Raw genomic sequence first — 24410 nt, 5'->3', positions numbered from 1 at the left:
ATTCCTTCATCCTTTCCTGTTTAATTTGATGTGTGCTTCGTTTACCGCTATTTTCATCGCTTGAGCCGGATCATGGACAAGATCGCCGTGGCCGGCGGCAAGCGCCTTTGGTTTTAAATCTAACAGCTTTTGCGCGCTTTCTAAAGCGATTTCTTTGTCCCATGTGGCCAAAGCCGGAAAAGGAAATGAAAGCTTTAAATGCCCCGATACCGTCATGCCGCTTCGCGTATGGTACGCGTCACCGACTATGAGGAGGCCGCTTCTTTCATCAAAAAACGAAATGCTGCCAGGCGTATGCCCGGGTGATGAAACGGTCAGCAATGAACCGATCCTGTCTCCTTCCTTTAAAAGGATATCAGGATTTGTCTTGATGTTTTTCGGAACGCCTCCTTTGATTGTTCCGCGCTCCCCTTCCAGCATCTCTGTATCACCTTTTAACAAACGTGCATCCCGTTCAGATATTGACACCTTCACACCGGGAAGGCTGTGGTACAGCGCGTCAAGCGAACCGACATGGTCGCTGTGGGCATGGGTCAACGAAATCCGTTTAATCGGCTTGCGGAGATGATCCGCAGCCTTTAAAATCCCTGTTTTGCTGATTGGAATCCCTGTATCAATTAATGTTAGGCCGTCTTCTTCATCAGCTAAATAACAGTTGACAGGAAATATGTGTGGAAAAAAAGTCAGCTGGTAGACCGATTCAAACCGGGTAATCCTCATTGCTTTCACCTCTTCCATCAAAATAAAAAAACTAATACCGTTAGTTTTCATTTTAAAACTAATGGTATTAGTTTTGCAAGCTTTATTTTTTTCGATCGACAGCAACATAGACGGTAACTTGAGCGTTTTCCGGATTCTCTGCTTGTTCATCATAAACTTCAAAATCTCCGGTGTAAGTACGGAGATTTTTTTCATCCCATGTCCAAATCTCCTGCCAAGTCTCAAGCACGACCTCTTCGATCCTCCCCCGCCTTGAAACAAAAACGGCATATTCGGATGCAGGGAGCGAAATGAGATTGGCCACTTTTTCATGCTGATCAACAAACGTTCCGATTGAAAATGTATACGCCCCATGTTCGTCCGTCTCATAATCTGAATAAAGGGCAATCGTATCTCTCTTCGTGTCCTGGCGTTCCTTATGCGGGAATTTTTCACGGTATAAACTCCACATGGAAGGAATTTTACCTTTTTCGGATGCTTCATCCCGGTTGCTAGTCACGGTCGATATCCCGCTGAATAACTTTGCCTTCTGTTTTTCGAAATGAGAAAAGTTCATCTTCCCTGCCCGCCTTCCGTTTGCGTTTCCGACGCCCATCGTTTTAAATGAGGGAGCGTCCGCTCTAAGAGCGCTCTCGCTTCGGTCTCGGTTTTTCCCTCTTCTTTTATGTAAGGCACACAGATCTCGATCATATCTTTCAATGTCGCATCTGGATGTGTATATGCTCCGTTTTCATAGCAGTAAATGCAGTAGTTTCGATTATTCCCCCCGTCTTTTTCTGTGCCGAAAAGTTCGCTTGTCATCGGCATGCCGCAGCTTTGGCAAAAATGATGTTCCATGTTTCATTCCTCCTTTTTTCTTCATCATACAAAAAGAAACCTGACAGCATCGTGTCAGGTTTCGTATAAATGTACAATTTGTTTTGCCAAGTCTTTTATTTTTTGACGGATGCGGGGAGGATCAAGAACTTCGATATGTGTTCCAAATTGGAGCAGAAATCCGTACAGCCATTGATCTTCCGGATAAGAAACGGTTGCCGCGCATTGTCCGTTTTCATAAGTGAGAGATTCTGAGCCAAACCATTCTCTCGCCAAAGACTCTCCCGACGGCTTAATGAGAAGGGTTAACTCGGTCATATTTTCCGGTTTGTACCATGATGTCTCCCAAGGAAGTGAAGACAGATCGACTTCCTTTCTTTCAAATTTTTCTTCAAGCATCCGCACGTCTTTCATACGCAACAGTTTAAAGAAGCGAAACGCCTGTCTCTTCAGGCAGAACGCATACAAATACCAGTGCCTTCCCTTTAAGACGAGGGTATGCGGCTCCGCTTTTCTTGTTCCGGTTTGCCCCTCTCTGTTCACATATGTAAAGGAGACCGTCCGCGTGCTGTCTGCCGCTTCATCTAACAAGCGGATCTTTTCTTTGATAACAGGACTTTCTCCCCAAGAAGAGATGTCAACAAACCATTTTTCCGTTTTCTTGCGGAATTCCGGCATTTCTTCTTCGGAAACGAGAAACCGGATTTTTTCAAGAGCAGAGCCGTGATGGAGCACTTCATACGTCGAAGAAACGCTTTCCAAAGCCGTCGTAATGGCAGCCAGTTCGTCTGCAGAAAGCAGTTTATTTTCGAGCCGAAACCGCTCCATGATACTGATCCCGCCTCCTGCTCCCTGTGAGGTGACAATCGGAATGCCCGCCTGGTTGATCGCCTCGATATCCCGGTAAATCGTTCTGACAGAGACTTCGAACATGCCGGCAAGCTCCTTTGCCTGCACCTGGCGTTTATTAATCAATAAAATCACGATGGCCAATAGCCGGTCAATTTTCACCGCAGATCCCTCACATTCATTTTGCGCAGCCTCTTTTTCGGCTATTTTCATTCTATAGCACACACCATTTTGGAATATCATGACAAAAAAGAGGAACCCTTCACCCATTTATCTAGAAAATCACTTTTCAGGTTACGATTTATACAGTTTGGACATATACTCCTTAAAAAAGGAGGTTTTGAAAACATCATATTTTATTTTTTACAGTTTTTCGCCATTGTGTCCATCGTCTATATCAAGTTCAAACGATCGGTCGGCTTTCAGCCTTTAAAGCCGGCACGCATGTTGTTCCGGATCTTCCTCTTTTCGGGAATTTTCGTGTTTCTGCTGACGATGAGCGCACTTCACCCTTTATCATACTTTTATGATCTGATTGGGATCGCGCTCGGGCTCATCTTGACCGCCTATGCGCTGAAGCATGTGTCGATCGAAAATCGGGACGGCGTCCTTTATTTCAGAACACATTTATGGATTGAATTGCTCGTACTCTTGTTATTTTTATACCGGTTTCTCTACCGGATCGCCGAGATCGGCCAGCTCCAGACTGCGGTTTCAGACGGGGGTTCAGCAGCGTACGGCGCCCTTTTTGCGCAGGACCCGGCGACGATGATCGGTTTTTTTGTACTGGCCGTTTATTATGTCGGTTTCTCTTTTTTTGTTTTAAAAAAGGGCAGGAGCGAAGAAAAACGCTCAGCGTAAAAGGCAAACTCGGGAAGTGGAGTTTGCCTTTTCATAAGCTTTAGTCATGCTGTGTATGATCGATCATCTGCTGAAGTACATCGAGGACATGCTGGTCTTCAGGAGAATAAAAAATGGAAGTCCCGGCCCTTCTTGATTTGACGAGACGAAGGTTTTTTAAAAACCTGAGCTGGTGAGAAACGGTTGACTGCAGAAGACTCAGCTTCTCTGCTATTTCATTGACCGAATGCTCGCCTTGTGAGAGCAGATGAAGAATTTTGATTCTCGTTGGGTCTGAGAGCGCTTTAAACGTCTGTGAAACGAGAAATAAAGTTTCTTCATCTAACTCGGCCCGCACCTGTTTTTCTGTTGTTTCCTGATTGTGCTCACTCATGCTTTTCACCTTTTCCGCGCGACTTTTACCTTCATATCATATACCAAAACATACCGGTTGAAAAGTTTTATCACCAGGTAAGGATCAAGTTGAAAACAGCGTCCCCTGAAGCGCTTCTACATACCTTGCGGCAGACAGCTGCACACGCTCTCCGGCGCTTGTTTCCACTGAGCGACGAAAAGCGTTATAAAGCCTGTTGAATGGAACATTTTTTATTTGATCAGCCATTTGCTGCACTTTGCCGGCGGGAAGAGGAATCAAATTCGGATAGCTGTACATAAAACTCACCCACCTGCGATCTTGAACGACTTGGATAATGTCTCCTGAAAGGAGGATTCCCTTGCCTTTGTTTCCGTTTGCCCAATGGCAGACCGCTCCCCCTTTAAAATGGCCGCCGAGCCTGTGCAAGGTCAATCCGCTTGATAGCTTGAGGGAATCGCCGGACCAAAAAACAATCCGGCTGCTCGGCTGCTGCACCCATTGTTTGTCATCTTCATGAATATAGATCGGAGCATCAAACATTTCTGCCCATTCCACCTGTGCAGAATAATAATGCGGATGTGATAAAGCAATCGCCTCGATTCCGCCCAGCCGCTCGATGTTCTCAATCGTATGCTGATCCAGGTATGTAATACAATCCCACAGCAAGTTAAAGCCGGGCTCCTGTATCAGGTATGCCGATTGACCGATGCCGAATGTGGGCGTTGTCGTCAAACTTGTATAGGCGCTCTTCTTCAAAGGTGATCTCGTTTTGAAACCTCCCGCTTTGCTTCATTTCTTCCAGCGTTGTCCAAGCTTGCCCTGAGAGACTGACATACTGTCTTTCTTCATCGCAAATGATGCATTCCGCCGGCTCTTTCGGAGCAGCGTCATATTGAACGCCGCACGTCGTGCAAATATAGTTAGTCAAAGTTGTTCCTCCCCTTTCAAACTATATTTTACCATCTTCTTCTTTTCTTAAAAACGCGCAGTCTATTATTCCTGAACGCACCTTTGCGCTATCCGATCTGTATCCGGCAACTTTTGTGCAGAAACGCGAATAAAAAAGCGTCCGGTGATCCGGACGCTAGTTGCCTTTTTGTTGATACATATGTTCAAGCTGTGAAAATGAAATGTCGCCGGCCGCACAATCTACAGCGGCATCGACTACCTGATCAAAGCGATCGGCCGAAGCGCTTTTCTCTTTTAACCGTTGTTCATAGCGTTCGAGCTCTTCCTGCTGTCTTCTTAAATCCTCTTCTTTTCCATCATAATCAGATGCATTCATCGTTTCCATATTTCTTTTGACGGCTTCAACATAGCCTCTCAATATATCCATGTCTTCATACTCCTTGCCTTTTTTCAAAGGGTTTGCAACATTTGTTATTTTTATACGTAAAAAAGAGGTTTTATACGGTTGCTCAAGCGCAAAAAAACATATAAAATATGTCTTAATTTCTGTATTTTTTACATAAGGAGATTTAGAAGTCATTGAAAAACGAAACTGCGCTTAAACGAAGTCTTACACTCGGCCCGCTCGTTGTGATCGGCCTTGCATATATGGACCCGCTCGTCGTATTTGATTCATACGGAGTGGTCGCACAACTGACAAAGGGGCACGTTCCGGCGGCATACGTATTCACTGTTGCCGCACTCCTTTTGACCGCTTTGAGCTACGGCAGCATGGTCAAGGCTTATCCAAAAGCGGGATCGGTTTATACATATGCATATGAAAGCATTCATCCGCATGCGGGATTTTTAGCCGGCTGGACGATCATGCTGGACTATTTATTTTTGCCGATGGTCAACTTTGCGATCGGGAGCGCTTATTTGACGGCGGCTTTTCCTGAAGTGCCGCATGGTTTTTGGGTCGTTCTGCTCGCTTTATCCATTACCGTCGTCAATATTTTAGGCATCAGACTAACCGCTAATATTACAGGGCTGTTCGTCGCTTTTCAAGTAATCGTCGCCCTGACTTTTGCCGGATTTATGATCGCCGGGCTGGCAGACGGCCTCGGGACGGGCGAGCTGATTTCAGCCGATCCGTTTTTCCGTTCTGACATCGAACCTTCCCTGATTGTATCAGGTGCGACGATTTTGTGTTTTTCGTTTCTTGGCTTTGATGCGATCTCCACAATGTCTGAAGAAACGGTCAACCCGAAGAAAAATATTCCGTTAGCAATCTTTTTAACAGTGGCGGTCGGCGGAACGCTGTTTACGGCGATTTCTTATTTGATGCAGCAAATTTATCCGTCCTATGATAACTTCCGGCATGCAGATTCGGCATCGCTGGAAATAGCCCTATATACAGGAGGCGCTTTTTTAAAGTCCTTCTTTCTGGCCGGAACGATGGTCGCGGTCATTTCATCCTCGCTCTCTTCGCATGCGAGCGCTTCGCGGCTTTTGTATGCAATGGGGCGGGACAGCTCTCTTCCGAAACGCTTTTTCGGCTATGTGCATCCAACTTTAAAGACGCCGGTGTTTAATATTATGTTCATCGGGCTGATTTCTTTGACGGCCATGATCGGGGAATTAGAGGTCATCTATTCATTCATCAGTTTCGGCGCGCTGATCGGATTTATTTTTGTCCACCTGTCTGTCATCGGCCATTACTACATTCGAAAACAGGAAAGAGGATTTTTAAAAACGCTTCGCTATTTGGTTCTGCCCTTTTTGGGGGCCTCTTTCTGCGGCTGGCTGCTGCTTAGCATCAGCAAAAATGCGCTCATGATTGGAGCCGGCTGGCTGATCGCCGGTTTTATATACTTTTTGTTCAGGATCCGTTCTCTTCCTGACGTCACATTCGGCTTTGACCGCGATCCAAGATAGATATATCGCTTGGTCTTCTTGAAGATATATGTCATAATAAATGAGGCTGTATACTGTTTTGCATCAGGGCGCTACAGAGGTGAAACCATTGAAGAAAAAGAAATCAGGATGTTTAGCCGGAGCTGGCTGTTTGTCTTTTTTTGTGTTTGTTCCCTTGATCATTTTCTTTGCCATCTCCGGTCTGGAACAATTAAAATGGCTTCCTCTTGACACTGAATCTAATATTCTTGAAAGATTAAAAGATTACAAGCCTCTTGTTGAAGAAGAACTCGATGAACAGGGTCTTTCACAATACACCGCTCTTTTATTGGGCATGATGTATCAAGAGTCAAAAGGCAGAGGCGGTGATCCGATGCAGTCGTCGGAATCTCTCGGTATGAAGCGAAATGAGATTGACGATCCAAAAGCAAGCATTAAGCAAGGTGTGCGCCATTTTACAGCAATGTATAAAAAGGGACAGAAAAAAGGTGTCGATATTGAAACGATCATCCAAAGCTATAACATGGGATCGGGTTATATCGACTATGTCTCAAAACACGGCGGAAAGCACTCAGAGAAGCTGGCAAAGGCATTTTCCGAAGAACAAGTCAAAAAGAACCCCGACCTGTATAATTGCGGCGGAGATACAAACAATTTCCGCTACCCTTATTGCTACGGGGATTACTCTTACTCGGAAAAAGTAATGGAACGCACAAAAAAAGTCGAAGAACATATCGAAGGATTAACACTTGAACATTGACAAAACGGCAGGCCGGGTGATTTTTCGCCCGGCTTGTCCTGTTTTAGAGGAGCGAACGTAAGCATCGCCTGCAGCCGCATGCCATGCTTGTCATCAGTTCGCGTATTCCTCTTAACGCTTTGGTCAATCCTTCTACTCCAAAAAACCGCCTTCTTTCAGCATTTCTTTTACTTCCTCTTTTGAGATTAAAAAGTCTTTTGAGCTCAAGTGATCTGTTTCTAAACGCTGACAACCCGCATACTTTTTATGAAGTTCAGGCATTTTGATTGCAGGAAGCACCACCGCGAGGTCATCTGTAAATGAAACAGCATGCTGCCGTTCATGAGGTGAAATCAACAGTTCATGAAGCTTTTCCCCCGGCCTTGCCCCCGTTTCTGCGATGGCCGTTTTGTCGTTTCCGTAAGCTTCGATCAGCACTTCAGCCATGTCTAAAATTCTGCAGGCCGGCGAATTCATAATGAAAATTTCCCCGCCTTGACCGCTTTCAGCCGCTTTTAATAAAAGCTGGATCGTTTTTTCCTTCGTGAGGAAGAAACGGGTCATTCTTTTGTCTGTGATGGCGACCTGGTTCTTTTCCCTGATCTGGTCTTTAAAAAGCTGAAGAACGCTTCCGCTGCTTCCGAGCACATTTCCTCCCCTTACACAAATAAAACCCGTGTCTGAATACAGATGGTTTGCGTATACGATCAGCTTCTCGCCGATCGCTTTCGTCATTCCGTAGAAGTTGGCAGGGTCAGCCGCTTTGTCAGTCGAGACGTTGATGACTTTTTTAACGCCGTTTTCGATCGCTGCTTCAATGACGTTTTCCGTCCCCGTGACATTCGTTTTTAATGCTTCGAGCGGCTGTTCTTCACAAACCGGCACATGCTTCAGCGCTGCTAAATGGAAGACATAGTCGACACCTTTTAATCCTGTATTCAGCGCTTTCCGATCTCTGATATCCCCGATGAAAAACGTCAATCTCGGATCTTCAATCTGCCTTCTCATTTGAACTTGTCTTTCTTCATTTCTGGAAAATATAATGAGCTTTTTAGGGTTTAAGGATAGCAGCTGAAGTATGAGTTCCTGGCCCCATGAGCCTGTTCCTCCAGTAATGAATATCGTTTTATTTTCAAACATTTCTTTTCCTCCTCTGGTAAACTCCAAAAAAATCCGGTTTAAACGAGAGTGATTCCTTGAAACAACGATGCCCATAGATCATTGTTTGACTCCCATATCTCTTTGTCCGGCAGTTCAACAGTGCAAGTCTTTTCTAATGGCCAATTTTTCTCTACAATCCCATCCACCTTCGAGTGCTTCACCAGAAGTACGTTAAAGTCATGCTGAACCAAATCTGACAAAACAAGTTCAAGTTCCTGTGCTTCTTCAAAGCTGCCTTCTCCTTCTGTCCTGACAAATAGGATGCGATTGCCTGTTGAAACTTTCTTCAGAAAGCGGTTAATCCTTCTGTTGTACTTCTCCATCACTTCAGGATAAGTGATCAATTGATCAAGCGTATTTTGATCCGCGTCAAAATCGTGAACAGAGCCAATGTTATAAAAGTCATCTGAAACATAGATAGTAGATCCCTCTTCTTTTTTTTCACCTGTATTATAGCCAATGACTCTGATATTTTTAGAATCCATAAAGCCGGTAAAGCGATTTCTAAGAAGCCGATTGAGATCTGAGAGAGAATTCGTGGTAACCCAGTCCAGAGGGCCTGCAAACGGCCTTAAATCATTATTTCTCAGCTGAATGGCCGCTAAACAAAGATGTCCCAGACTAAAGACGGCATCATATTGACCTTTAATGTCTTTTAAATTCATCTATCTAACACCTCATCGTTCCCCTCCTATTTTATGTTCTTCATTAATAGGAAAAAGATATACTGCTGATAGTATTGTATGCCTCGTAACGGAAAAAGGTAAAAGACAGCTACCTACTGCATTTAATTTCAATTTGAAATAATAAGAATACAAAAAAATAAAAAGCCTTCGGATTGCGAAGGCTTTTTATTTTTAATTGTTTTCACTTTCATTACGATTTTCTTGAACTGCTTTAAGCACCTTTACAGTTTCGGGGCTTGGGATTGTGTGGTCTTCGGGCAGTGATTCTGTAAGTGTTTCTACAACTGACCGTTCCAAACTTTCAGTAGAGCTAGTAACCGTATTATTGTCAGTCGACTCTTTAAACGTTTCTAAAGACTCTGCCGTTTCGGGATCAGACACTCTGACTTCTTTACGCACTGACTCGATGATTTCCTCTAAAACATTGCGATCAATTCCTTGAGCTGCAGCCCCTAGAATATCCTTTAAAACTTTATTATTATTCTCCAAAATGCTGCTATTCATATCTTCAAAAATATCTTTTAGCTCTGCTATTAAAGGTTTAAGGCTCTCATCGACAGATTCACTCACATCTGTATCTGATTCTGCGGATGCCGTTGAGCTATCTTGCGTCTGACTATTCCGCTCTTCGGTGAATTCGACCAGCAGATCCACATATTTTGCCCACCATTCAGCATCTATTTCTTTATTTAAACCCTCAAACAAGTGATTAATAATTAAAGATTTCATTCAATTTCACTCCTTATTTCTCATTTTGATAAATATCAAGGACCCTAGTGACGGCTTCATCCATATCCCAATGCTTCCTAGCAAACTCCCTGGCGTTATTCCCCAATTGATTTCTAAAATCATCGTCTTCCAGCAATCGTTCTAAACTATTTGCCAGTGCATTCACATCTCCCTTTGACACGATAAGGCCGGTCACTTCATGCTCTACCATTTCCGGCAAACCTCCCGCATCACTGACAATTGCAGGAACCCCGGCAATTTGAGCTTCAATTAAAGATAAAGGCTGGTTATCCAAAAGACTTGGAAGAACATATATATCAGCGAGGGATAACAAGTAAGGCACATCTTTCCGATTTCTCAGAAATTCGACGCTATCATCAAGCCCCTGCTGCTCGCTTTGAATTCTGAGTCCGGCGAGCTTTTCCCCTTCTCCTGCCAGCCAGCATACCCAATCGTCTCGACGGTTTTTTAATAGAGCTAGTGATTCAATTAAGTGATGTATACCTTTATTTTCAATCATTCTTCCGGTAAAAAGGATCACTTTCTTATCTGTTAAAGGCATATCAGCTGCCTTTGTGTTCATCCGTCCCAGAAATCCGTCAATATCATAGCCGTACTGAGAAACAAGGATTTTTTCTTCCGGCACTTCAAATTCTTCCGTCAAAATATCTTTAAGCCAGTTGTTTGCAACAATCGCCGTATCGCCAGACATCGCACCTATTGTTTCTAGGTGGTCAAAATATGCCTTTGCAACATAGGAAGTCGACGATCTGTGGATGGTGTTGAGCTGATCTCTGATTTCATATGCGACACTGCCGTGAAGCGACGTGACAAGCAATTGATCTTTAGGCATAACACGCTTGATACATGTACTTGAAATGATATCCTGTGCATGAATTAGATCATATTTGTCAAGTCCCAAATAGGCAGCGCCCAGCTCATAGACATAACGCTGAAGCTCAGTATAGCTGACCAATTGATTTGCGTATATTTCCGGATACTTCTCTTCGCTCATCATCGCTTTAACTAATGGAAGCAGCTCATCTTTTTTGACGCTGCGGTTTTCATCTACGATATGAACGATACTGCTCTCTTCTCCATATCCGAGCAAATCCACTTCATGTCCTAAGGACTCCAGCTTTTCTTTTAATTGCTCCATATATGTCCATACACCACCTACATGGGGTATATTCCAATAAGTGGCAAGCAAAATTTTCATATCCATCTCCCTTTTTCATTTCTATAAAAAGCTCTAATTATTTATATTCCTATTTCCATATCTTGTGTAGACGATCATCTATTTCAGGATATATTTTTGTACCAGAGGAAAATCGCTTTTAAAAGAGAAGAATGTTGCGGGAACAAAAAAAAGCCGGATTCTCCGGCTTTTAATAGTATGGGGAAATCATCATATAGACGAGAACACCTGTCAGGCTGACATACAGCCAAAGCGGCATCGTCCAGCGGGCGATTTTGCGGTGGCGTTCCACCTGCATGCTCAGGCCTCTGAACAGCGTAAACAGTGCCAAGGGAACGATTAATGCCGACAAGACAATGTGTGTGATCAAAATAAAAAAGTAGATCGGTCTTATGATCCCTTCCCCGCCAAAATGAGTGTCAGGCATCAAGGAATGATAAGTTAAGTATGAAACGAGAAAGATGAACGTTGTCGTAAAAGCGGCAAAAATAAACCGTTTGTGCGCTTTAATGTTTTTCTGTTTAATCATGATCAGTGCAGCCACTAGAAAAATGAATGTGAAACTGTTGCAGACAGCGTTCAAAAGCGGCAGAAAAGTCAAATCCAAATGAGCGAATTTGTCGCTTTTCGGCATGAAAAACAAGAGGGCAATGACGCCGTTTATCATAATCGTCAGAGCAACCACAATGCCTGTGTAGTTTTTATTTTTTTGTTTATGAGTCATATCGGGCAATCTCTCCTATTTGTGCAAGCTATCAAAATCGTATTCAAATTCAGGAGGAATGTCAACGTTTTCGGCTTTTCGTCAGAATTTAGTCACAGAATATACAAAAATTCCCCTCCTCTTAAACGAGGAAGGGAACACAGGCGGATGCCTTAGAAATTCATAGCATCTTGAGCCATTAATTTTTCGAATTCTTCTTCAGTTACGATATCTTCTTTATTCGGTTTATGCTCAAACTTTACGTCACCATCGATATTTTTGTAAGTCGTAGATGCCGTGATGCCGAAAGATTGAGGGGCTTTTTTGCTGTCAACAGACAAAGAGATATCCGCATTTTCAGTCAGAAGATTTTCTTTATCATCAATTGTCGATGTCACATCAAATTTTTTGAATGTAACGTCTTTCAGTCCGTCTTTAATCTTGTTCAGCTCGCTCTTCGGAACAGCTTCTCCGCTCGCTTTTCCGGCGATTTCGATGAACTTGACGACCGCAGCTTTAATTTCTTTGTCACTAAAGCTGAAAGCGACTTTTTGAGAAGCACCCTGCTCTTTTTCTTTATCCGTCAGATCAGCTTTTTCAAACTTATCTGCAGGCAGATTGTCCGCAGCTTCTTTGATGGATTCCATCAATTGTTTTTGAAGTTCATCCGTGTCTTGAGATGAAGTTTTGTCATCTTCAAGCGGGAATTCTAGGTATTTACCTTTGACGCTGTCAAAATTCATGCCGGCTGTTCCAAGGAACAAGCCGAAGCTGTCGAGAACGCTGTCAATTTTGATGTAGCCGACTTGTTTCTTTTCGTCCATATAAACCGGGATATCGAAATCAAGCGACATGTTTTGGACTTTCAGCTTCGCTTTAATGACAGCCTCAGACTGCTTCGTTTCAGCATTTGTTTTTCCGCTGATCGTTAATGTTGCATCGTTCAGCATATCAGCGACTTGCTTATCTTCCGCTCCAAGGTTGGATGCGTCAACTTTCAAGCCGATATCACTTGAAAATTCGTATGATTTCGCAGAAATCAGCTTTTTATAAGCTGCTGCGTAAGATCCTTTTGGATCAGCCTGCTGACATGCAGCTAATACAAGAACAAAAGCTGACATCAGCATCAATAGAGAAAAAATTCTTTTCTTCAAAATCGTACGCTCCTTTTGTCATGATTTTTCTGGGATTTAAGAGGATCAATTGTCTCGTATCCTAGGTAAATGTACCAGAAGTCATAAGAATTCTATCACAAAAAAATCGGAGAATGTGAAAAATTTGTTTAAAATTACATTAAAATTTAATTCTAGCAACCCATTTGCAAATTGCCGTTCTTTTTACTATAATCGAAAACTGTATGTTTTAATAGAAAGGAGCAAGTTATATGATAACGGATGAAGAACTGCAAAAAGACAGCTCCGGCTTGCAGAAGGAATTGAACGACCTGCAATTTCAACTGTTTCGGATGCGTGAAAATATGAAGGATATCTCCAAAGATTCGCGAGTGCTCGGTATTGATCAATCGAAAGACGATGAATGGATGATTGTCCATTCGATTGATGATGGCCGGACATGCAAGATCATGTTAAGCGATTGCCAGTCGCCGTACCGCGGGAGGTGTGATTTTTCTCTTGTCGCTTCCTACACAGAAGAAAAACGCGCGATTCATATCGGGGATATTAAAGGACCGGCAGGCTACGGGTATGGTTCAATCTGTATGAAGTATTTAAAAGAAAAAGCCCGCGAGCATAACATTCCGGTCATCACTGGGGACATCGCTGAAAGGGATTGGGACCATGTGGACCGGCTGATCCATTTTTATGAAAAGCATCATTTTGAAGTAACGATCGATCCCAGTTCAAAATCCGGCGAAATTCAGTGGCAGGATCTTTAAGGTAAAATAGAGGCAAATAACGCAAAAGGACAAAACATATTAAGGCAGAGGATGAATGCACATCCCCTGCCTTTTTTATTTGGCAAGACCCCAAGGCGAAAATAACAGATAAATGCAGGCCATCAGGCAAATTACAAGAACAGAAGCAAGTTTGGCATACTTCCATGGCTGCAAATCAACTTTTGCATTTTTCTCAAGCTTGAATTCCGACCGCCTTGGCTTTAATTTTCCGATGAAAAGCATCAAGAGGACGGAAAACGGAAACAGAACGGCCAATATATAGAGAAAATGAATATGGCCGAAATAGAATTTTGAGATGGTATACAACACAATGTGTGCAAATATCGCCCATTTCACGGCAAGCGCCGGCACTTTTTTTGTAAAGAATCCAACGACGACGGCAGCCAATACAGGGACATTGAAAAATCCGAACATTTCCTGCAGATAATTGTAAAGGCCAGACGGTGCAAACAGAATAAAAGGTGCGATGATAATCGATACCGCGGCCAGGATCACCACAAAGACCCTTCCCGTTTTCACAAGCTCTTCCTCTTTTGCCTCAGGCTTGAAGAGCGGTTTGTACAAATCCAATGTAAACAAGGTGATCGTGCTGTTCAACGAACCGTTAAATGAGCTGAGAATCGCTCCGAATAAAATCGCGGCAAAGACGCCGATAAGTGCAGTCGGCAGCAAATCAACGATCAGCTTAGGATAAACGGTGTCAGCGTTTTGAATATGGCCTCCGTAAAGATGATAAGCAATAACGCCGGGAAGAACGAGATAAAACACACCGATCGTTTTAAATACACCGGCCAGCAATGCGCCTTTCTGCCCTTCAGCCAAGTTTTTGGCCCCGAGCGCCCGCTGAACGATCGACTGATTAACAGCCCAATAAAATAAGTTGTTCACAAGCAGTCCCGTAAAAATCGTCGGCCACGGGACTTCTGCGGCGTTGTCCGCTGTAATGGCATTCAGCTTTTCCTTATGTACACTCGTCAGCTCCGTATAGCCGTTCAAGAGGCTGCCATCGCCTATTGCCATGATTCCGAGCACAAAGATGAACAGACCGCCAACAATTAAACCGACGCCATAAATGGCATCAGCCGAGGCCGCAGCTTTGAGTCCCCCGAAAAATATGTAGCAGCAGCTTGCGGCCCCGATCACAAGCGAGATTAAAAAAACAGTCGTAAACGTATTGATTCCGAGCGCAGATGAAATGTTGAACACTTGATCGAGAACGAGCGCCCCGGAGTACAAAACGGTTGGCAGAAACGAGGTCGCATATCCCAGAAGCAGAAGGATCGAGACGATTTGCCGCGTTCTTTGATCATAGCGCTTTTCAAGAAAGTCGGGTATTGTCGTGACTCCGGAACTGAGATACCTCGGTAAAAAGACAAATGCCAGCATAATGAGCGCAAGCGGTGCTGTAACTTCCCAAGCCATGGCACTCATCGTTCCCGAATAACTTTGTCCGTTTAACCCAACCATTTGTTCCGTCGACAAATTGGTTAAAAGCAGCGAACTTCCGATATAGAGAGCAGTGAGGCTGCGCCCGCCGAGAAAATAACCGTCTGACGTTTTCAAATTAATATCTTTTGTCCTCAGATAAGAAAAAATAAAAATCCCTGCATTAATCAATAAAAATGTCATGATAATCCAAAGCAATACTTCTACATCTCCTTTTTAGATCAGCTGATATGTATTTATCTATTGAACTACCCATTTGCCGATCTAAAAAAACATCAAAATAGAAAAAAAGATGCAGAAAACAGAAAAAAGACACTGATCATCTTCCATGGTCAGTGTCCATCAATGGTAAACCTATTATTTTAAAACTTTTACTTTAACCGTTTTAACGCCCCAGTTTTTTGCTGCGGATTTGCTCGGAACAAACACGTCGATTTTGTTCCCTTTGATCGCACCGCCGGTGTCGGCAGCAGTCGCTTCTCCGTAGCCTTCAACATACACCTTGGATCCAAGCGGGATCACGTTTGGATCAACCGCAATAATCTTGGCGTTTTTATTGGCGTTCAGATCAAAACCCGTAGCTGTCACGCCTGTCATTCCACCGTCATTGGCAGTGTATGCCGTCGCGGTAACCCTCAGTTCTTTGGCAGCGCTTTGAGAATCGTTTGAACGGGAAGCCGTTTCTTTTTCCTGCTTAGGTGCAGGCGCAGCTTGCTCAACTTTTGCTTCTTTCTGTACGGCAGGCTTTGTTTCTGCAGGCTGCGCAGCAGCAGCTTGAACCGTCGCCTGTCCGTCAACAGTTATGGATGTATTCGGGTAAATGATATCTGATTTTATGTTGTTCCAATTTTTAAGGTCGTTCACGGAAACGCCGAATTGTTGGGCGATTTTCCAGAGAGTGTCTCCCTTTTTAATGGTATATTGTTTCTTTTCTTCTGTCTGTTTTTCAGAAACGTTCAGCTTTTGTCCTGGAATAATCAAGTCTGAGGAAAGCTGATTCCATTCTTTTAAGTCCTGCAGATTTACCCCTTGTTTTTGCGAGATTCCCCAAAGGGTGTCACCTTTTTGGACTGTTACTTCTTTTGCAGAGGCACTCGCTCCGAATGCAGTTGAAGATAATGCTGCAACTGCAACAAAGGACATAAACGTCTTCTTCATAAGTAAATCCTCCCTTGTTAGCTTTTTATTGTCCGGCTAACAGGAGCAATCGTAACATATGAAAATGTCAAATCAATAACAAAACAATTTGTTTTTGATTACAGTTATTTTACGAGAACGATTTTCAGCCGCCCGAAAATCGGCCGAAATTCAGATGTATCAAGGGTTTCAATCTTTTTCTTACTGCAATAGGAGATTTACTAAAAATTTTTTTTTACATATGATGATTTTGGGTTTTTATGCTTCTTTCTCAGTTTTATAGGCTTGAAGCTCCTGTAGAAATACCGCTCCGTATTTTACTCTTTTTTGTTCTCCCACTCCTTTGACTGACAATAGTTCTTCGTCTGTCAGAGGGACTTTCCCGCTCATTTCCCGCAGCGTTTCGTCAGAGAATACAACAAAAGGAGGCACGCCTTGTTCCTGGGCAAGCTTTCTGCGCAGCACCCTTAACCGTTCAAACAATTCGTCATCTTTAACGATTTGATTTGTTTGCATTTTTTCTTTGCGCATCACCGCTTCCTGGCCGAGCAAAACGTTTCGCCCCTTGTTGGCGACAAAAAGAACAGGATATGTTCCGTCGGACATCTGGATGTACTCATCTGCGATTAAAAACTCTATAAAATCGCTGATGTCGGCAATAGACCGGTTCTTTAAAATTCCGTAAGTCGATAATTGCTGGAAGCCGTTTTCGGCCACTTTCTTATTTTTCGAACCTGCCAAAACTTGCGCCACCATGGTTTTCCCGAATCTTTCTCCCATGCGGATGATGCAGGACAGTACCATCTGTGCTTCCTTCGTCACATCGGTGATGCTGCGGGTGTCGAGACAGCTGCCGCACCTGCCGCAGTCTTCAGTCGGAACTTCGCCAAAATAAGAAAGAATAAACCGTTCAAGACAGCCCTCAGTATGGCAAAAGTCAACCATTTGCCTCAGCTTTTTCACGTCTTGCGCCCGAATGTCTTCATCTTCTGTCGACTGTTCGATTAAAAACCGCTGAAGCCGGATGTCCTGAGGAGAAAATAGCAGAATACACTCGCTGTCAAGACCGTCGCGTCCGGCTCGTCCTGCTTCCTGATAATAGCTCTCCATGTTCTTTGGAAGTTGAGCATGAATCACATAGCGGATATTGGATTTATCGATGCCCATTCCGAACGCTGAGGTCGCTGTCATCACACTGATCTCGTCATTTAAAAAGAGATCCTGCTGCCGGTCCCTTTCTTCATCATTCATCCCGCCGTGATAGCACCCGGCCGCAATTCCTTTTTGAGAGAGGCGGCTTGATATTCTTTCGGCTTCCTTTCTTGTCGCTGTATAGATAATTCCCGCCTCTGAGCGGTTTTTCTCCACATATGATTCAATAAAACGATCCTTATTTTCGCCTTTTAAAATTTTAAACGTCAAATTATCCCGTGAAAAACCGGTGAAAACCGTGTTCTCTTTTTCGATCCCGAGCTGTGTGCAAATATCCTCATGAACCTCGGGCGTTGCGGTAGCCGTCAAAGCCAATACGACCGGACGGGTGCCGAGGCTATTTAAAAAGCCTTCAATATGTCTGTAGCTCGGCCTGAAATCGTGGCCCCACTGTGAAATGCAATGAGCTTCATCAATCGCTGCCAGCGGGATATGAAGGTGGGAAATCACGCGAATAAATTCGGGAGACGTCAGCCGCTCAGGTGTGACATAAAACAGCTTGTAGCCGCCTTCTTTTAAAACGGAAAGCCGCTCAGCGATTTCGCCATGGCCTAAAGAACTGTTCACGTACGCAGCTTGAATTCCAAGCTGATTTAAAGCATCCACCTGGTCCTTCATCAAGGAAATTAAAGGAGAGATCACAATGGTTGTCCCCTCCATAAGGAGCGCGGGAATTTGGTAGCAGATTGATTTGCCTCCGCCCGTCGGCATAATGCAAGCTGTATCTCGTTTTTCAGAAACGACCGATTGAATGGCTTTCTTCTGCCCCGGACGCAGTGAAGGATAGCCATAATAGTGCTGCAATAATGCTTCAGCTTTCTCTAGCATATAAATGAAACCCTCTCTTATCATAAACTTCTTCCTGTCCCCCATGATATCATATTTCAACCGGCAATCAGTCTCTCCCCGTAAAATCGTCTAATCGATAAAGAAAATTCATTTTTAGCTCAAATGCAAAAAACTCCGGCGCTGATGTAAAGCGTCAGAGTATCAAATGAATAGGTTCGCCGTTCATTAAATCCCGGTCTGTTGTTCAGCTAATAACCGCAAGCGCTTCGCTTCCTCCAGGCAAAGCGTTTTGTATGCCAAGGCTCCGGTAATGCTCGCTCCGTCCGATGCATCCCGGCGCAGAGCGGAAAGCTCTGATAGCACAGATGCCGCGTCATCTTTTATAACTCCGCGGTCATGCAGCATTTGAATCAACTCATCGCCTTCAAGGCGGATCGCATCTTGATCAAATGTTGAGGCTGTTTCCCGCAGAACATTGTGAACATCAGACCAAGCGCTTTCGATCATGTTTTCCCCTGCCGATGCTGACCGTACAGATGTTAGTCCCGATAACCTTTTTTCCCGTACGGAGACGAGTTCCTGAAGCCTTTTGTCAAACTCCAATTCAAAATCCTTGTATTTCAGTTTGATCAATTCCTTCATCCGTTCGGACAAAGGCTCCTTTAGCAGCAAAACGCAAATCATCAAGGTAGCTGGCCATGCCAATGATTGAACCATCGCAGAAACAAATTCAAGCCAATCCATAAAATCAGCCTCCGTTTCAAAAGGAAAGTTGTTTTGTGAAAGACCAGGTGGTAATGTTGAATCGAAAGGAAAATTTTGTGCATTAAGGGGTGTGGTTTACCATGTGGATCATCATCATACTGATGATCATATTGATCGGATTTGCAGGAAACATCGTTGCCATGTTGCGAACGCTTGTCAAGCAGAATGATAGAATCATCAGCCTCTTTGAGAATGAAATCAACAAAAAACATTAGACAATGCTCAGGAAGTGGAGAAATCACAGAAGATACAAACGAACTGAAAAACAAGCTATCTTCCTTATTCGGAGACAAACAAGGAACCGATCATTGGCCGTATTGAGAGACGGCTTCTTTTTTATGTGGTTTAAGATGCCGCTGGATCGGTTTACAATTATATTAAATTGAATAGTCAGATTAGTAAATATGAGTAAAGTCCTCACCTCTCTAACCGATACACATGTTAAGGAGGTGGTTATGTTGGATATTGCTGTTTTATCAATGGCCATGAGTCAGGCCGCTCTTTATCAAAACGTGCAAATGTCGCTGACAAAGACGGCTTTGGACACCGCCGAACAAAGCGCACAGCAGCTCGTAGACATGGTGCAGGCCCCACATCCCGTTTCAGGACATCATATTGACCTGAAAGGTTAAGACCGAAACATACATTCAGCAGGCTGCGAAGTCTGCCGGATGTATGTTTTCCCGAAGAAATTTTCGAAAAAACCGCTGCAACCTCTTTATTTTTTCAGGTTTTTGTACTATAATATTGTTCTGTGTCCCAGTAGCTCAGGTGGATAGAGCAACAGCCTCCTAAGCTGTGTGTCGGGAGTTCGAATCTCTCCTGGGACGTTTTAAATGTAAAGAGGCAAACCCTTGGTACGTAAGGGTTTGCCTCTTTTGTTAATTTCCGTGTTGTGTTGCTTTAAAATAAAGTTGATCAAAAACATCATTGGAACCCACATATTATAGAAAGAACCCGTTTTGAAAAAAAGATTAATCAAAAAGGATTCTTATCCAACGAATTTAAGTTTCGGTTTTATAAAAAAGTTTGAACATTTTCTGGTTACTTTTGCGAAAGATAATTTCACGATTTACTTGGTTAAATTAAAGCTTTGCTCAATTAAGTTATAAACTTCTTCTTCTGAATCTATACGTTCTAAAACAAGTGATATCCAATTTTCCTTATCCATATGATATCCAGGTAAAATACTCTTTCCATTTCTTAAACTGCCACTTATTTCGGGAGGGCATTTTAAATTCAGAATATCTATTTCGTCATTTCCATCTAATCCTAACTTTTCTGGAAAAACATTCATTACAAGACCAAACCATTTTTCGTTAGATTCATGTCTTAAAGCGGCATAGTTTGGAAATTTTTGAAATGGGTAATCTGGCGATGTCCCGAATTTTTCTTTGACGTGCTTAAAGATATCTTCTCTTGTTAACATACTGAATCATTCCTCCAACAACTTAAATAGATTTTCGGCATTTGCCGATCCCAGATGGAACAATGGTGAATTTTATTCACTGTTAAATTCGTATGTCCTCCTGTAAATGTTTCTCTATTTTATGTATTTTATCATCCATCTTAGCCTTCGGTACATTACCTTCTTTCAATTCCTAACCAAGTTCCTTTTCAAGCTCTTCTTGCGATTTTTTCTCTTTCGGGTTTTTCCTTTTCTGACGCATCACTCGATTGGCTGCACGCAGAATGCGCAAACCCGATCATCAAGACAAACAATAGAATAAGACTTTTTTCAAGGCTGTTCCCCCATCTAAAGTAATCGATTTTTATATTTCCCCTTTTCTTAACAGGTAAGAAAGCAACGATTATTTCTATCTCATTCATCACAAACTTACTTTTTCCTAGTATTTGAACATTTTTAAATAGTTCATTAAACCTTTTCACCAAAAAACCCGAGCTGGCAGCAGCCGGCTCGGGCGGGTGGTCAATCCCTCTTATTCATTCCCCTTTTCTCTCGGGGTTCCTGATGATGTTTTTGATGCTCTGGAGGCTGAGTCGTGCGTTCCAGCTCCTTTGTATCTTGTCCCATTCCTTTTAAAAAGGAGAAAAGCAGTGTAACTGCTTTGTTGATTTCCGGGTCTTTGAGCGAACGAATGATATCAAAATAACCTGTTTTCTCTTCGCTGTCCTTCTGTTCCACCGCGTTTGCCACACCCGCATTCACTTTCAAAATGAGAGGTTCCAGCTTCTTTACATCCAGCATGCCAAGCGTACCGAACAGAAGAAGCAGATTTTTCAGTGTATTGGCCGTTTCCTCTGTATCTGCCTTTTTCACTAAGATGTCAAGAACTTTATCTCCTTGACCAAAAAGACCGCGGAGCAATGGCAAAACACCACGCTCGTTCATGTGGCCAATCATATGCAGCGTTTCAAGAATGGCTTCCTTATTTTCGACTAATGCATCTTCTATTTCTTTCATATCACGCTTTCTCTGATCCTCTTCGGTTATCTCGATTTTCTGAATTCGTTTAATCGCTTTAGCCATTATGCCCAATCCCCCTTTTCACAGCGTCGCCAGGGAAAATATAATCCTTCCGCGCCCATTTCTTTTGTACCTGCACACCGATTTGCGGCTGCGGATTGCCGTTGCGGTGATTGATCTTAGGCAGCGGATTGCTTCCGTCGTGCTTCAAAATTTCTATCTTGGCTGATGTTTCTTTGTATGCAGGCGTATCGGTATCCTTATCAGCATGGCTGCCTGTTAACAGGTTGATCGCTGCTGCCCCTGAATCGTTCATTGGCAGATACACTTCCTTCCCTTTGACACGATCAGTGATCAAGCACTTCACTTTGACATTTCCGAAAGGCGATGTGAGTCTGACAAGGGTTCCGTCCTGAATCCCTCTTTCTGCCGCGAGTTCAGGAGAAATTTCTAAGAACACTTCCGGTGTTTTCTTCGAAATGCCTTTTGATTTGTAGGTCAGGTTCCCTTCGTGGAAATGCTCCAAGAGCCGCCCATTGTTGACGTGGATATCATATTCCTCACCGAACTCTTCAGGTTCTGTCCACTGAACAGGATAGAGAATGGCTTTGCCGTCTGGGAATGGGAAGCGCTCAGTAAAAAGTAAAGGCGAATCCTTTCCATCAGCGCTTACAGGCCATTGCAGGGAGTTGTAGCCTTCAAGGCGCTCATAGGTGACGCCGGCATAAATCGGCGACAGCATGGCTGCTTCCTCCATAATGTCCCCAGGGTGCTCATAGTGCCAGTCAGCACCGAGCTTATTGGCAACCTCCATAATAATCTGCCAGTCCGGCTTTGATTCACCCAGCGGTTCAAACACCTGATATAGCCGCTGAATCCGGCGTTCTGTGTTTGTAAAGGTTCCCTCTTTTTCAAGGCTCGGGCTCGCAGGAAGAACAACATCAGCAAACTCGGCTGTACGTGAAAGGAAAATATCCTGCACCACAAAGAAATCAAGCTTTTCATATGCGGCGTGTACATGATTGATATTGGAATCGACCAGACCCATTTCTTCGCCTTTTACATACATCGCTTTCAGCTGGCCGGAATGGATTTTTTCGATCATTTCGTGGTTGGTCATGCCCGGCTCCTTCGGCAGCGGCACACCCCACGCCCGCTCGTATTTTTGGCGGACTTGTTCGTCCGTCACTTTTTCATACCCCGGCATTCTGTCAGGCATGCTTCCGAAGTCACTTGCTCCCTGCACGTTGTTATGGCCGCGCAATGGGTAAGAGCCTGCTCCCGGTTTTCCGTAGTTTCCTGTCACAAGCAGCAGATTAGAAATTGCTGTGCTCGTGTCACTTCCGCCAATATGCTGTGTCACCCCCATTGCCCACAATGCGCATACACTGTCAGCCTGACCAATCATCTCTGCCATTTGGATGAGGGTTTCTTGATCAATTCCGGTTTTCTCCTCGGCATATTCAAGGGTATACGGCGTGAGACTTTTCACATATTCGTCCCGTCCGTTCACTCTTTCCTGCAAAAAGCGTTCATCGGCCTTGCCGTTTTCAATTAAATATTTGGCGATCGCATTCAGCCAGACGATATCTGATCCGGCACGCGGCTGGACAAATAAATCAGAGCGCTCTGCCATTTCGTGTTTTCTGATATCCGCTACGATCACTTTCTGCCCTCTCAGCTTATGAGCCCGTTTAATGCGAGTGGACAAGACCGGATGCGACTCAGAAGTGTTCGAACCGATAATCAACACAAGGTCCGCTTCCGCGATATCTGTAATCGACCCTGAGTCACCGCCATAGCCGACTGTCCGGAACAGGCCGGCAGTTGCAGGAGATTGGCAATAGCGCGAACAGTTGTCGACATTATTTGTGCCAATGATCCCTCTCGCCAGCTTTTGCATGAGGTAGGATTCTTCGTTTGTACATTTAGAAGATGTAATAAAGGCAAGTGAATCCGGGCCAAACTCCTCTTTTAAATCCGTGAACTTGCTGGCGATCAGCGTTAACGCCTCCTCCCATTCCGCTTCACGGAAATGGTCTCCTTCGCGGATCAGCGGCTTTGTCAAGCGCTCCTCGCTATTGACGAAATCCCAGCCGAACTTTCCTTTTACACAAGTAGAAATGCCGTTGGCCGGTGCTTCCTCCTGCGGCTCAACTTTCAGAATGTCTCTGCCCTTTGTCCAGACATCAAAGCTGCAGCCGACGCCGCAATAGGTGCAGACGGTTTTCGTTTTTTTGATTCGCTCATCACGCATGGCGGATTCCATATCAGAAATGGCGAGGATCGAGCCGTAACCTGTCTCTACACCTTTCGTGATCTCAATCATCGGACGCAGTGTTTCGTTATTGATGCCTGTTAAATATCCGGCTTCCCCCTCCATTCCTTTTTCCATCATCGCGTTACATGGACAGACGGTAGAACAGTGGCCGCATGATACACAAGATGACTCATTGATCGGCACATCATTATCCCAAATGACGCGCGGGCGTTTTCGCTCCCAGTCAATGGTCAGCGTTTCAGTCACCTGAACGTCCTGGCACGCTTCGACACAACGGCCGCACAAAATACATTGATCTGGATCATACCGGTAAAACGGATGAGATTCATCCTTATGGTAAGGCTTCTGGTCAAACGGGATGCTTTGGTGATTGACTTTCATTTCTTTCACCGTATTATGTATTTCGCATCCCCCGTTGTTGTAATCGCAAACTGTACAATAAAGCTCATGATTATATAAAATCTTGTCCATCCCGATGACCTGCGCTTTTTTCACATCAGACGAAAGCGTATCAATGACGTCGCCATCCTTTAATTCAGCGGAGCACGACCTCTTCAGCTCGCCATTGATGCTGACGATGCACGTATCGCATGTTTCAATCGGCCCTAAGCTTGGATGATAGCAAACTTGCGGCACTTCAATTGAACTGTTATTCAAAAGCTGCAGCACCGTCTGTTCCTCAGACGCTTCCATTTCAACGCCGTTTATTGTGATTTTTTTCTGTTCAGCCATCTCCATTCCCCTTTCTTGCTTGTGTATATACCGAATTACCCATTTCTCTTCCCTTACAAGGGATCAATAAAACATACAAAGCG

The 24410-nt window shown here is 43.9% G+C and carries 25 protein-coding genes, 1 tRNA gene and 2 pseudogenes; 7 read left to right on the top strand and 21 right to left on the bottom strand.

Annotated features, from left to right (window positions below; translation table 11 throughout):
• Window positions 1-6: 6 nt before the first annotated feature.
• The 4 genes from H2R00_RS04540 to H2R00_RS04525 form a co-directional block, all read right to left on the bottom strand.
• Window positions 7-720, bottom strand: a complete 714-nt coding sequence (locus H2R00_RS04540) for an MBL fold metallo-hydrolase (protein ID WP_154999789.1) — start codon at window positions 718-720, stop codon at window positions 7-9.
• Window positions 721-802: 82 nt separating this feature from the next.
• Window positions 803-1276: a GyrI-like domain-containing protein gene (locus H2R00_RS04535; protein ID WP_154999788.1), complete on the bottom strand. Its 474-nt coding sequence runs from the start codon at window positions 1274-1276 to the stop codon at window positions 803-805.
• On the bottom strand, window positions 1273-1557 hold the full coding sequence (locus H2R00_RS04530; protein ID WP_182070543.1) for a zinc ribbon domain-containing protein: 285 nt from the start codon (window positions 1555-1557) through the stop codon (window positions 1273-1275). The genes H2R00_RS04535 and H2R00_RS04530 overlap by 4 nt, the downstream gene beginning before the upstream one ends.
• A 54-nt stretch (window positions 1558-1611) precedes the next feature.
• Entirely contained in the window at window positions 1612-2547 is a 936-nt protein-coding gene (locus H2R00_RS04525) for a helix-turn-helix transcriptional regulator (protein WP_182071020.1), read from the bottom strand.
• 219 nt (window positions 2548-2766) lie between these two features.
• On the opposite strand from H2R00_RS04525, the gene H2R00_RS04520 reads away from it, so the two are divergent.
• The gene (locus H2R00_RS04520) at window positions 2767-3246 is read left to right on the top strand and encodes a CcdC protein domain-containing protein (RefSeq protein WP_182070542.1); all 480 of its coding nucleotides are present in this window, start codon (window positions 2767-2769) and stop codon (window positions 3244-3246) included.
• A gap of 40 nt (window positions 3247-3286) precedes the next feature.
• On the opposite strand, the gene czrA is transcribed toward H2R00_RS04520, so the two are convergent.
• The 3 genes and pseudogenes from czrA to H2R00_RS21140 form a co-directional block, all read right to left on the bottom strand.
• Window positions 3287-3619 carry a Zn(II)-responsive metalloregulatory transcriptional repressor CzrA gene (gene czrA, locus H2R00_RS04515; protein WP_003182557.1) on the bottom strand — a complete coding sequence of 111 codons (333 nt, stop codon included), beginning with the start codon at window positions 3617-3619 and terminating at the stop codon, window positions 3287-3289.
• A gap of 84 nt (window positions 3620-3703) precedes the next feature.
• Window positions 3704-4529: pseudogene (locus tag H2R00_RS04510) on the bottom strand (hypothetical protein).
• A 156-nt stretch (window positions 4530-4685) separates the two neighbouring features.
• Window positions 4686-4937 (bottom strand): YnfE family protein, encoded by a 252-nt coding sequence (locus tag H2R00_RS21140; protein ID WP_234111865.1) that lies wholly within the window; start codon window positions 4935-4937, stop codon window positions 4686-4688.
• 152 nt (window positions 4938-5089) lie between these two features.
• Here H2R00_RS21140 and H2R00_RS04500 point away from each other — a divergent pair, with 152 nt between their 5' ends.
• Entirely contained in the window at window positions 5090-6427 is a 1338-nt protein-coding gene (locus H2R00_RS04500; protein ID WP_154999784.1) for an APC family permease, read from the top strand.
• 88 nt (window positions 6428-6515) lie between these two features.
• Entirely contained in the window at window positions 6516-7166 is a 651-nt protein-coding gene (locus H2R00_RS04495) for a lysozyme family protein (protein ID WP_234111866.1), read from the top strand.
• 132 nt (window positions 7167-7298) lie between these two features.
• Here the strand turns inward: H2R00_RS04495 and H2R00_RS04490 are convergent, their stop codons facing one another.
• The 6 genes from H2R00_RS04490 to H2R00_RS04465 all read right to left on the bottom strand — a co-directional run bounded on the left by H2R00_RS04490 (window position 7299) and on the right by H2R00_RS04465 (window position 12776).
• Complete coding sequence (locus tag H2R00_RS04490) at window positions 7299-8285, bottom strand: polysaccharide biosynthesis protein (RefSeq protein ID WP_154999782.1); 987 nt, start codon at window positions 8283-8285, stop codon at window positions 7299-7301.
• 38 nt (window positions 8286-8323) lie between these two features.
• A complete protein-coding gene (locus H2R00_RS04485) occupies window positions 8324-8971 on the bottom strand; it encodes a DUF1796 family putative cysteine peptidase (RefSeq protein WP_154999781.1) in 648 nt (215 codons plus the stop codon).
• A 192-nt stretch (window positions 8972-9163) separates the two neighbouring features.
• Window positions 9164-9721 (bottom strand): hypothetical protein, encoded by a 558-nt coding sequence (locus tag H2R00_RS04480; protein WP_154999780.1) that lies wholly within the window; start codon window positions 9719-9721, stop codon window positions 9164-9166.
• 13 nt (window positions 9722-9734) lie between these two features.
• Window positions 9735-10940, bottom strand: a complete 1206-nt coding sequence (locus H2R00_RS04475) for a glycosyltransferase family 4 protein (protein ID WP_154999779.1) — start codon at window positions 10938-10940, stop codon at window positions 9735-9737.
• A gap of 169 nt (window positions 10941-11109) precedes the next feature.
• Window positions 11110-11643, bottom strand: a complete 534-nt coding sequence (locus H2R00_RS04470; RefSeq protein WP_154999778.1) for a DUF420 domain-containing protein — start codon at window positions 11641-11643, stop codon at window positions 11110-11112.
• 152 nt (window positions 11644-11795) lie between these two features.
• Complete coding sequence (locus H2R00_RS04465; RefSeq protein ID WP_154999777.1) at window positions 11796-12776, bottom strand: hypothetical protein; 981 nt, start codon at window positions 12774-12776, stop codon at window positions 11796-11798.
• Window positions 12777-13006: 230 nt separating this feature from the next.
• Here H2R00_RS04465 and H2R00_RS04460 point away from each other — a divergent pair, with 230 nt between their 5' ends.
• Window positions 13007-13516 carry a GNAT family protein gene (locus H2R00_RS04460; RefSeq protein WP_154999776.1) on the top strand — a complete coding sequence of 170 codons (510 nt, stop codon included), beginning with the start codon at window positions 13007-13009 and terminating at the stop codon, window positions 13514-13516.
• A 75-nt stretch (window positions 13517-13591) separates the two neighbouring features.
• Here the strand turns inward: H2R00_RS04460 and H2R00_RS04455 are convergent, their stop codons facing one another.
• From H2R00_RS04455 to H2R00_RS04440, 4 genes are all read right to left on the bottom strand, one after another.
• Window positions 13592-15181: a solute:sodium symporter family transporter gene (locus H2R00_RS04455; protein WP_154999775.1), complete on the bottom strand. Its 1590-nt coding sequence runs from the start codon at window positions 15179-15181 to the stop codon at window positions 13592-13594.
• Window positions 15182-15340: 159 nt separating this feature from the next.
• Window positions 15341-16141 (bottom strand): 3D domain-containing protein, encoded by an 801-nt coding sequence (locus H2R00_RS04450; RefSeq protein ID WP_182070541.1) that lies wholly within the window; start codon window positions 16139-16141, stop codon window positions 15341-15343.
• 237 nt (window positions 16142-16378) lie between these two features.
• Entirely contained in the window at window positions 16379-18160 is a 1782-nt protein-coding gene (recQ, locus tag H2R00_RS04445; protein WP_182070540.1) for a DNA helicase RecQ, read from the bottom strand.
• A gap of 186 nt (window positions 18161-18346) precedes the next feature.
• Window positions 18347-18865: a hypothetical protein gene (locus tag H2R00_RS04440; RefSeq protein WP_154999772.1), complete on the bottom strand. Its 519-nt coding sequence runs from the start codon at window positions 18863-18865 to the stop codon at window positions 18347-18349.
• Between the two features lie 101 nt (window positions 18866-18966).
• Here H2R00_RS04440 and H2R00_RS21350 point away from each other — a divergent pair, with 101 nt between their 5' ends.
• The 3 genes from H2R00_RS21350 (at window position 18967) to H2R00_RS04430 (ending at window position 19716) form a co-directional block, all read left to right on the top strand.
• Entirely contained in the window at window positions 18967-19101 is a 135-nt protein-coding gene (locus H2R00_RS21350) for a hypothetical protein (RefSeq protein WP_255204346.1), read from the top strand.
• A gap of 240 nt (window positions 19102-19341) precedes the next feature.
• Window positions 19342-19518 carry a YjfB family protein gene (locus tag H2R00_RS04435; protein WP_003182594.1) on the top strand — a complete coding sequence of 59 codons (177 nt, stop codon included), beginning with the start codon at window positions 19342-19344 and terminating at the stop codon, window positions 19516-19518.
• Between the two features lie 124 nt (window positions 19519-19642).
• A tRNA-Arg gene (locus H2R00_RS04430) sits at window positions 19643-19716 on the top strand.
• 242 nt (window positions 19717-19958) lie between these two features.
• On the opposite strand, the gene H2R00_RS04425 is transcribed toward H2R00_RS04430, so the two are convergent.
• The 4 genes and pseudogenes from H2R00_RS04425 to fdhF form a co-directional block, all read right to left on the bottom strand.
• Window positions 19959-20315 (bottom strand): MmcQ/YjbR family DNA-binding protein, encoded by a 357-nt coding sequence (locus tag H2R00_RS04425; RefSeq protein WP_154999771.1) that lies wholly within the window; start codon window positions 20313-20315, stop codon window positions 19959-19961.
• Window positions 20316-20383: 68 nt separating this feature from the next.
• Window positions 20384-20596: pseudogene (locus H2R00_RS04420) on the bottom strand (DUF4352 domain-containing protein); the annotation flags it as partial.
• A 220-nt stretch (window positions 20597-20816) separates the two neighbouring features.
• Complete coding sequence (locus H2R00_RS04415; RefSeq protein ID WP_154999770.1) at window positions 20817-21377, bottom strand: helical membrane plugin domain-containing protein; 561 nt, start codon at window positions 21375-21377, stop codon at window positions 20817-20819.
• On the bottom strand, window positions 21370-24327 hold the full coding sequence (gene fdhF / locus H2R00_RS04410) for a formate dehydrogenase subunit alpha (RefSeq protein WP_182070539.1): 2958 nt from the start codon (window positions 24325-24327) through the stop codon (window positions 21370-21372). The genes H2R00_RS04415 and fdhF overlap by 8 nt, the downstream gene beginning before the upstream one ends.
• Window positions 24328-24410 lie beyond the last annotated feature (83 nt).

The organism is Bacillus haynesii (assembly GCF_014042035.1).
Classification (GTDB): Bacteria; Bacillota; Bacilli; order Bacillales; family Bacillaceae; genus Bacillus; species Bacillus haynesii.
Note: the sequence above shows the minus strand (reverse complement) of the source record. Positions and strands in the feature narration are given on the sequence as shown.

Excerpts from the sequence above, each read along its gene's own strand:
- H2R00_RS04540 (WP_154999789.1), bottom strand. The coding sequence starts at position 720 with ATGAGGATTACCCGGTTTGAATCGGTCTACCAGCTGACTTTTTTTCCA.
- H2R00_RS04535 (WP_154999788.1), bottom strand. The coding sequence starts at position 1,276 with ATGAACTTTTCTCATTTCGAAAAACAGAAGGCAAAGTTATTCAGCGGG.
- H2R00_RS04530 (WP_182070543.1), bottom strand. The coding sequence starts at position 1,557 with ATGGAACATCATTTTTGCCAAAGCTGCGGCATGCCGATGACAAGCGAA.
- czrA (WP_003182557.1), bottom strand. The coding sequence starts at position 3,619 with ATGAGTGAGCACAATCAGGAAACAACAGAAAAACAGGTGCGGGCCGAG.
- H2R00_RS21140 (WP_234111865.1), bottom strand. The coding sequence starts at position 4,937 with ATGGATATATTGAGAGGCTATGTTGAAGCCGTCAAAAGAAATATGGAA.
- H2R00_RS04490 (WP_154999782.1), bottom strand. The coding sequence starts at position 8,285 with ATGTTTGAAAATAAAACGATATTCATTACTGGAGGAACAGGCTCATGG.
- H2R00_RS04485 (WP_154999781.1), bottom strand. The coding sequence starts at position 8,971 with ATGAATTTAAAAGACATTAAAGGTCAATATGATGCCGTCTTTAGTCTG.
- H2R00_RS04480 (WP_154999780.1), bottom strand. The coding sequence starts at position 9,721 with ATGAAATCTTTAATTATTAATCACTTGTTTGAGGGTTTAAATAAAGAA.
- H2R00_RS04475 (WP_154999779.1), bottom strand. The coding sequence starts at position 10,940 with ATGAAAATTTTGCTTGCCACTTATTGGAATATACCCCATGTAGGTGGT.
- H2R00_RS04470 (WP_154999778.1), bottom strand. The coding sequence starts at position 11,643 with ATGACTCATAAACAAAAAAATAAAAACTACACAGGCATTGTGGTTGCT.
- H2R00_RS04460 (WP_154999776.1), top strand. The coding sequence starts at position 13,007 with ATGATAACGGATGAAGAACTGCAAAAAGACAGCTCCGGCTTGCAGAAG.
- H2R00_RS04450 (WP_182070541.1), bottom strand. The coding sequence starts at position 16,141 with ATGAAGAAGACGTTTATGTCCTTTGTTGCAGTTGCAGCATTATCTTCA.
- recQ (WP_182070540.1), bottom strand. The coding sequence starts at position 18,160 with ATGCTAGAGAAAGCTGAAGCATTATTGCAGCACTATTATGGCTATCCT.
- H2R00_RS04440 (WP_154999772.1), bottom strand. The coding sequence starts at position 18,865 with ATGGATTGGCTTGAATTTGTTTCTGCGATGGTTCAATCATTGGCATGG.
- H2R00_RS21350 (WP_255204346.1), top strand. The coding sequence starts at position 18,967 with ATGTGGATCATCATCATACTGATGATCATATTGATCGGATTTGCAGGA.
- H2R00_RS04435 (WP_003182594.1), top strand. The coding sequence starts at position 19,342 with ATGTTGGATATTGCTGTTTTATCAATGGCCATGAGTCAGGCCGCTCTT.
- H2R00_RS04425 (WP_154999771.1), bottom strand. The coding sequence starts at position 20,315 with ATGTTAACAAGAGAAGATATCTTTAAGCACGTCAAAGAAAAATTCGGG.
- H2R00_RS04415 (WP_154999770.1), bottom strand. The coding sequence starts at position 21,377 with ATGGCTAAAGCGATTAAACGAATTCAGAAAATCGAGATAACCGAAGAG.
- fdhF (WP_182070539.1), bottom strand. The coding sequence starts at position 24,327 with ATGGCTGAACAGAAAAAAATCACAATAAACGGCGTTGAAATGGAAGCG.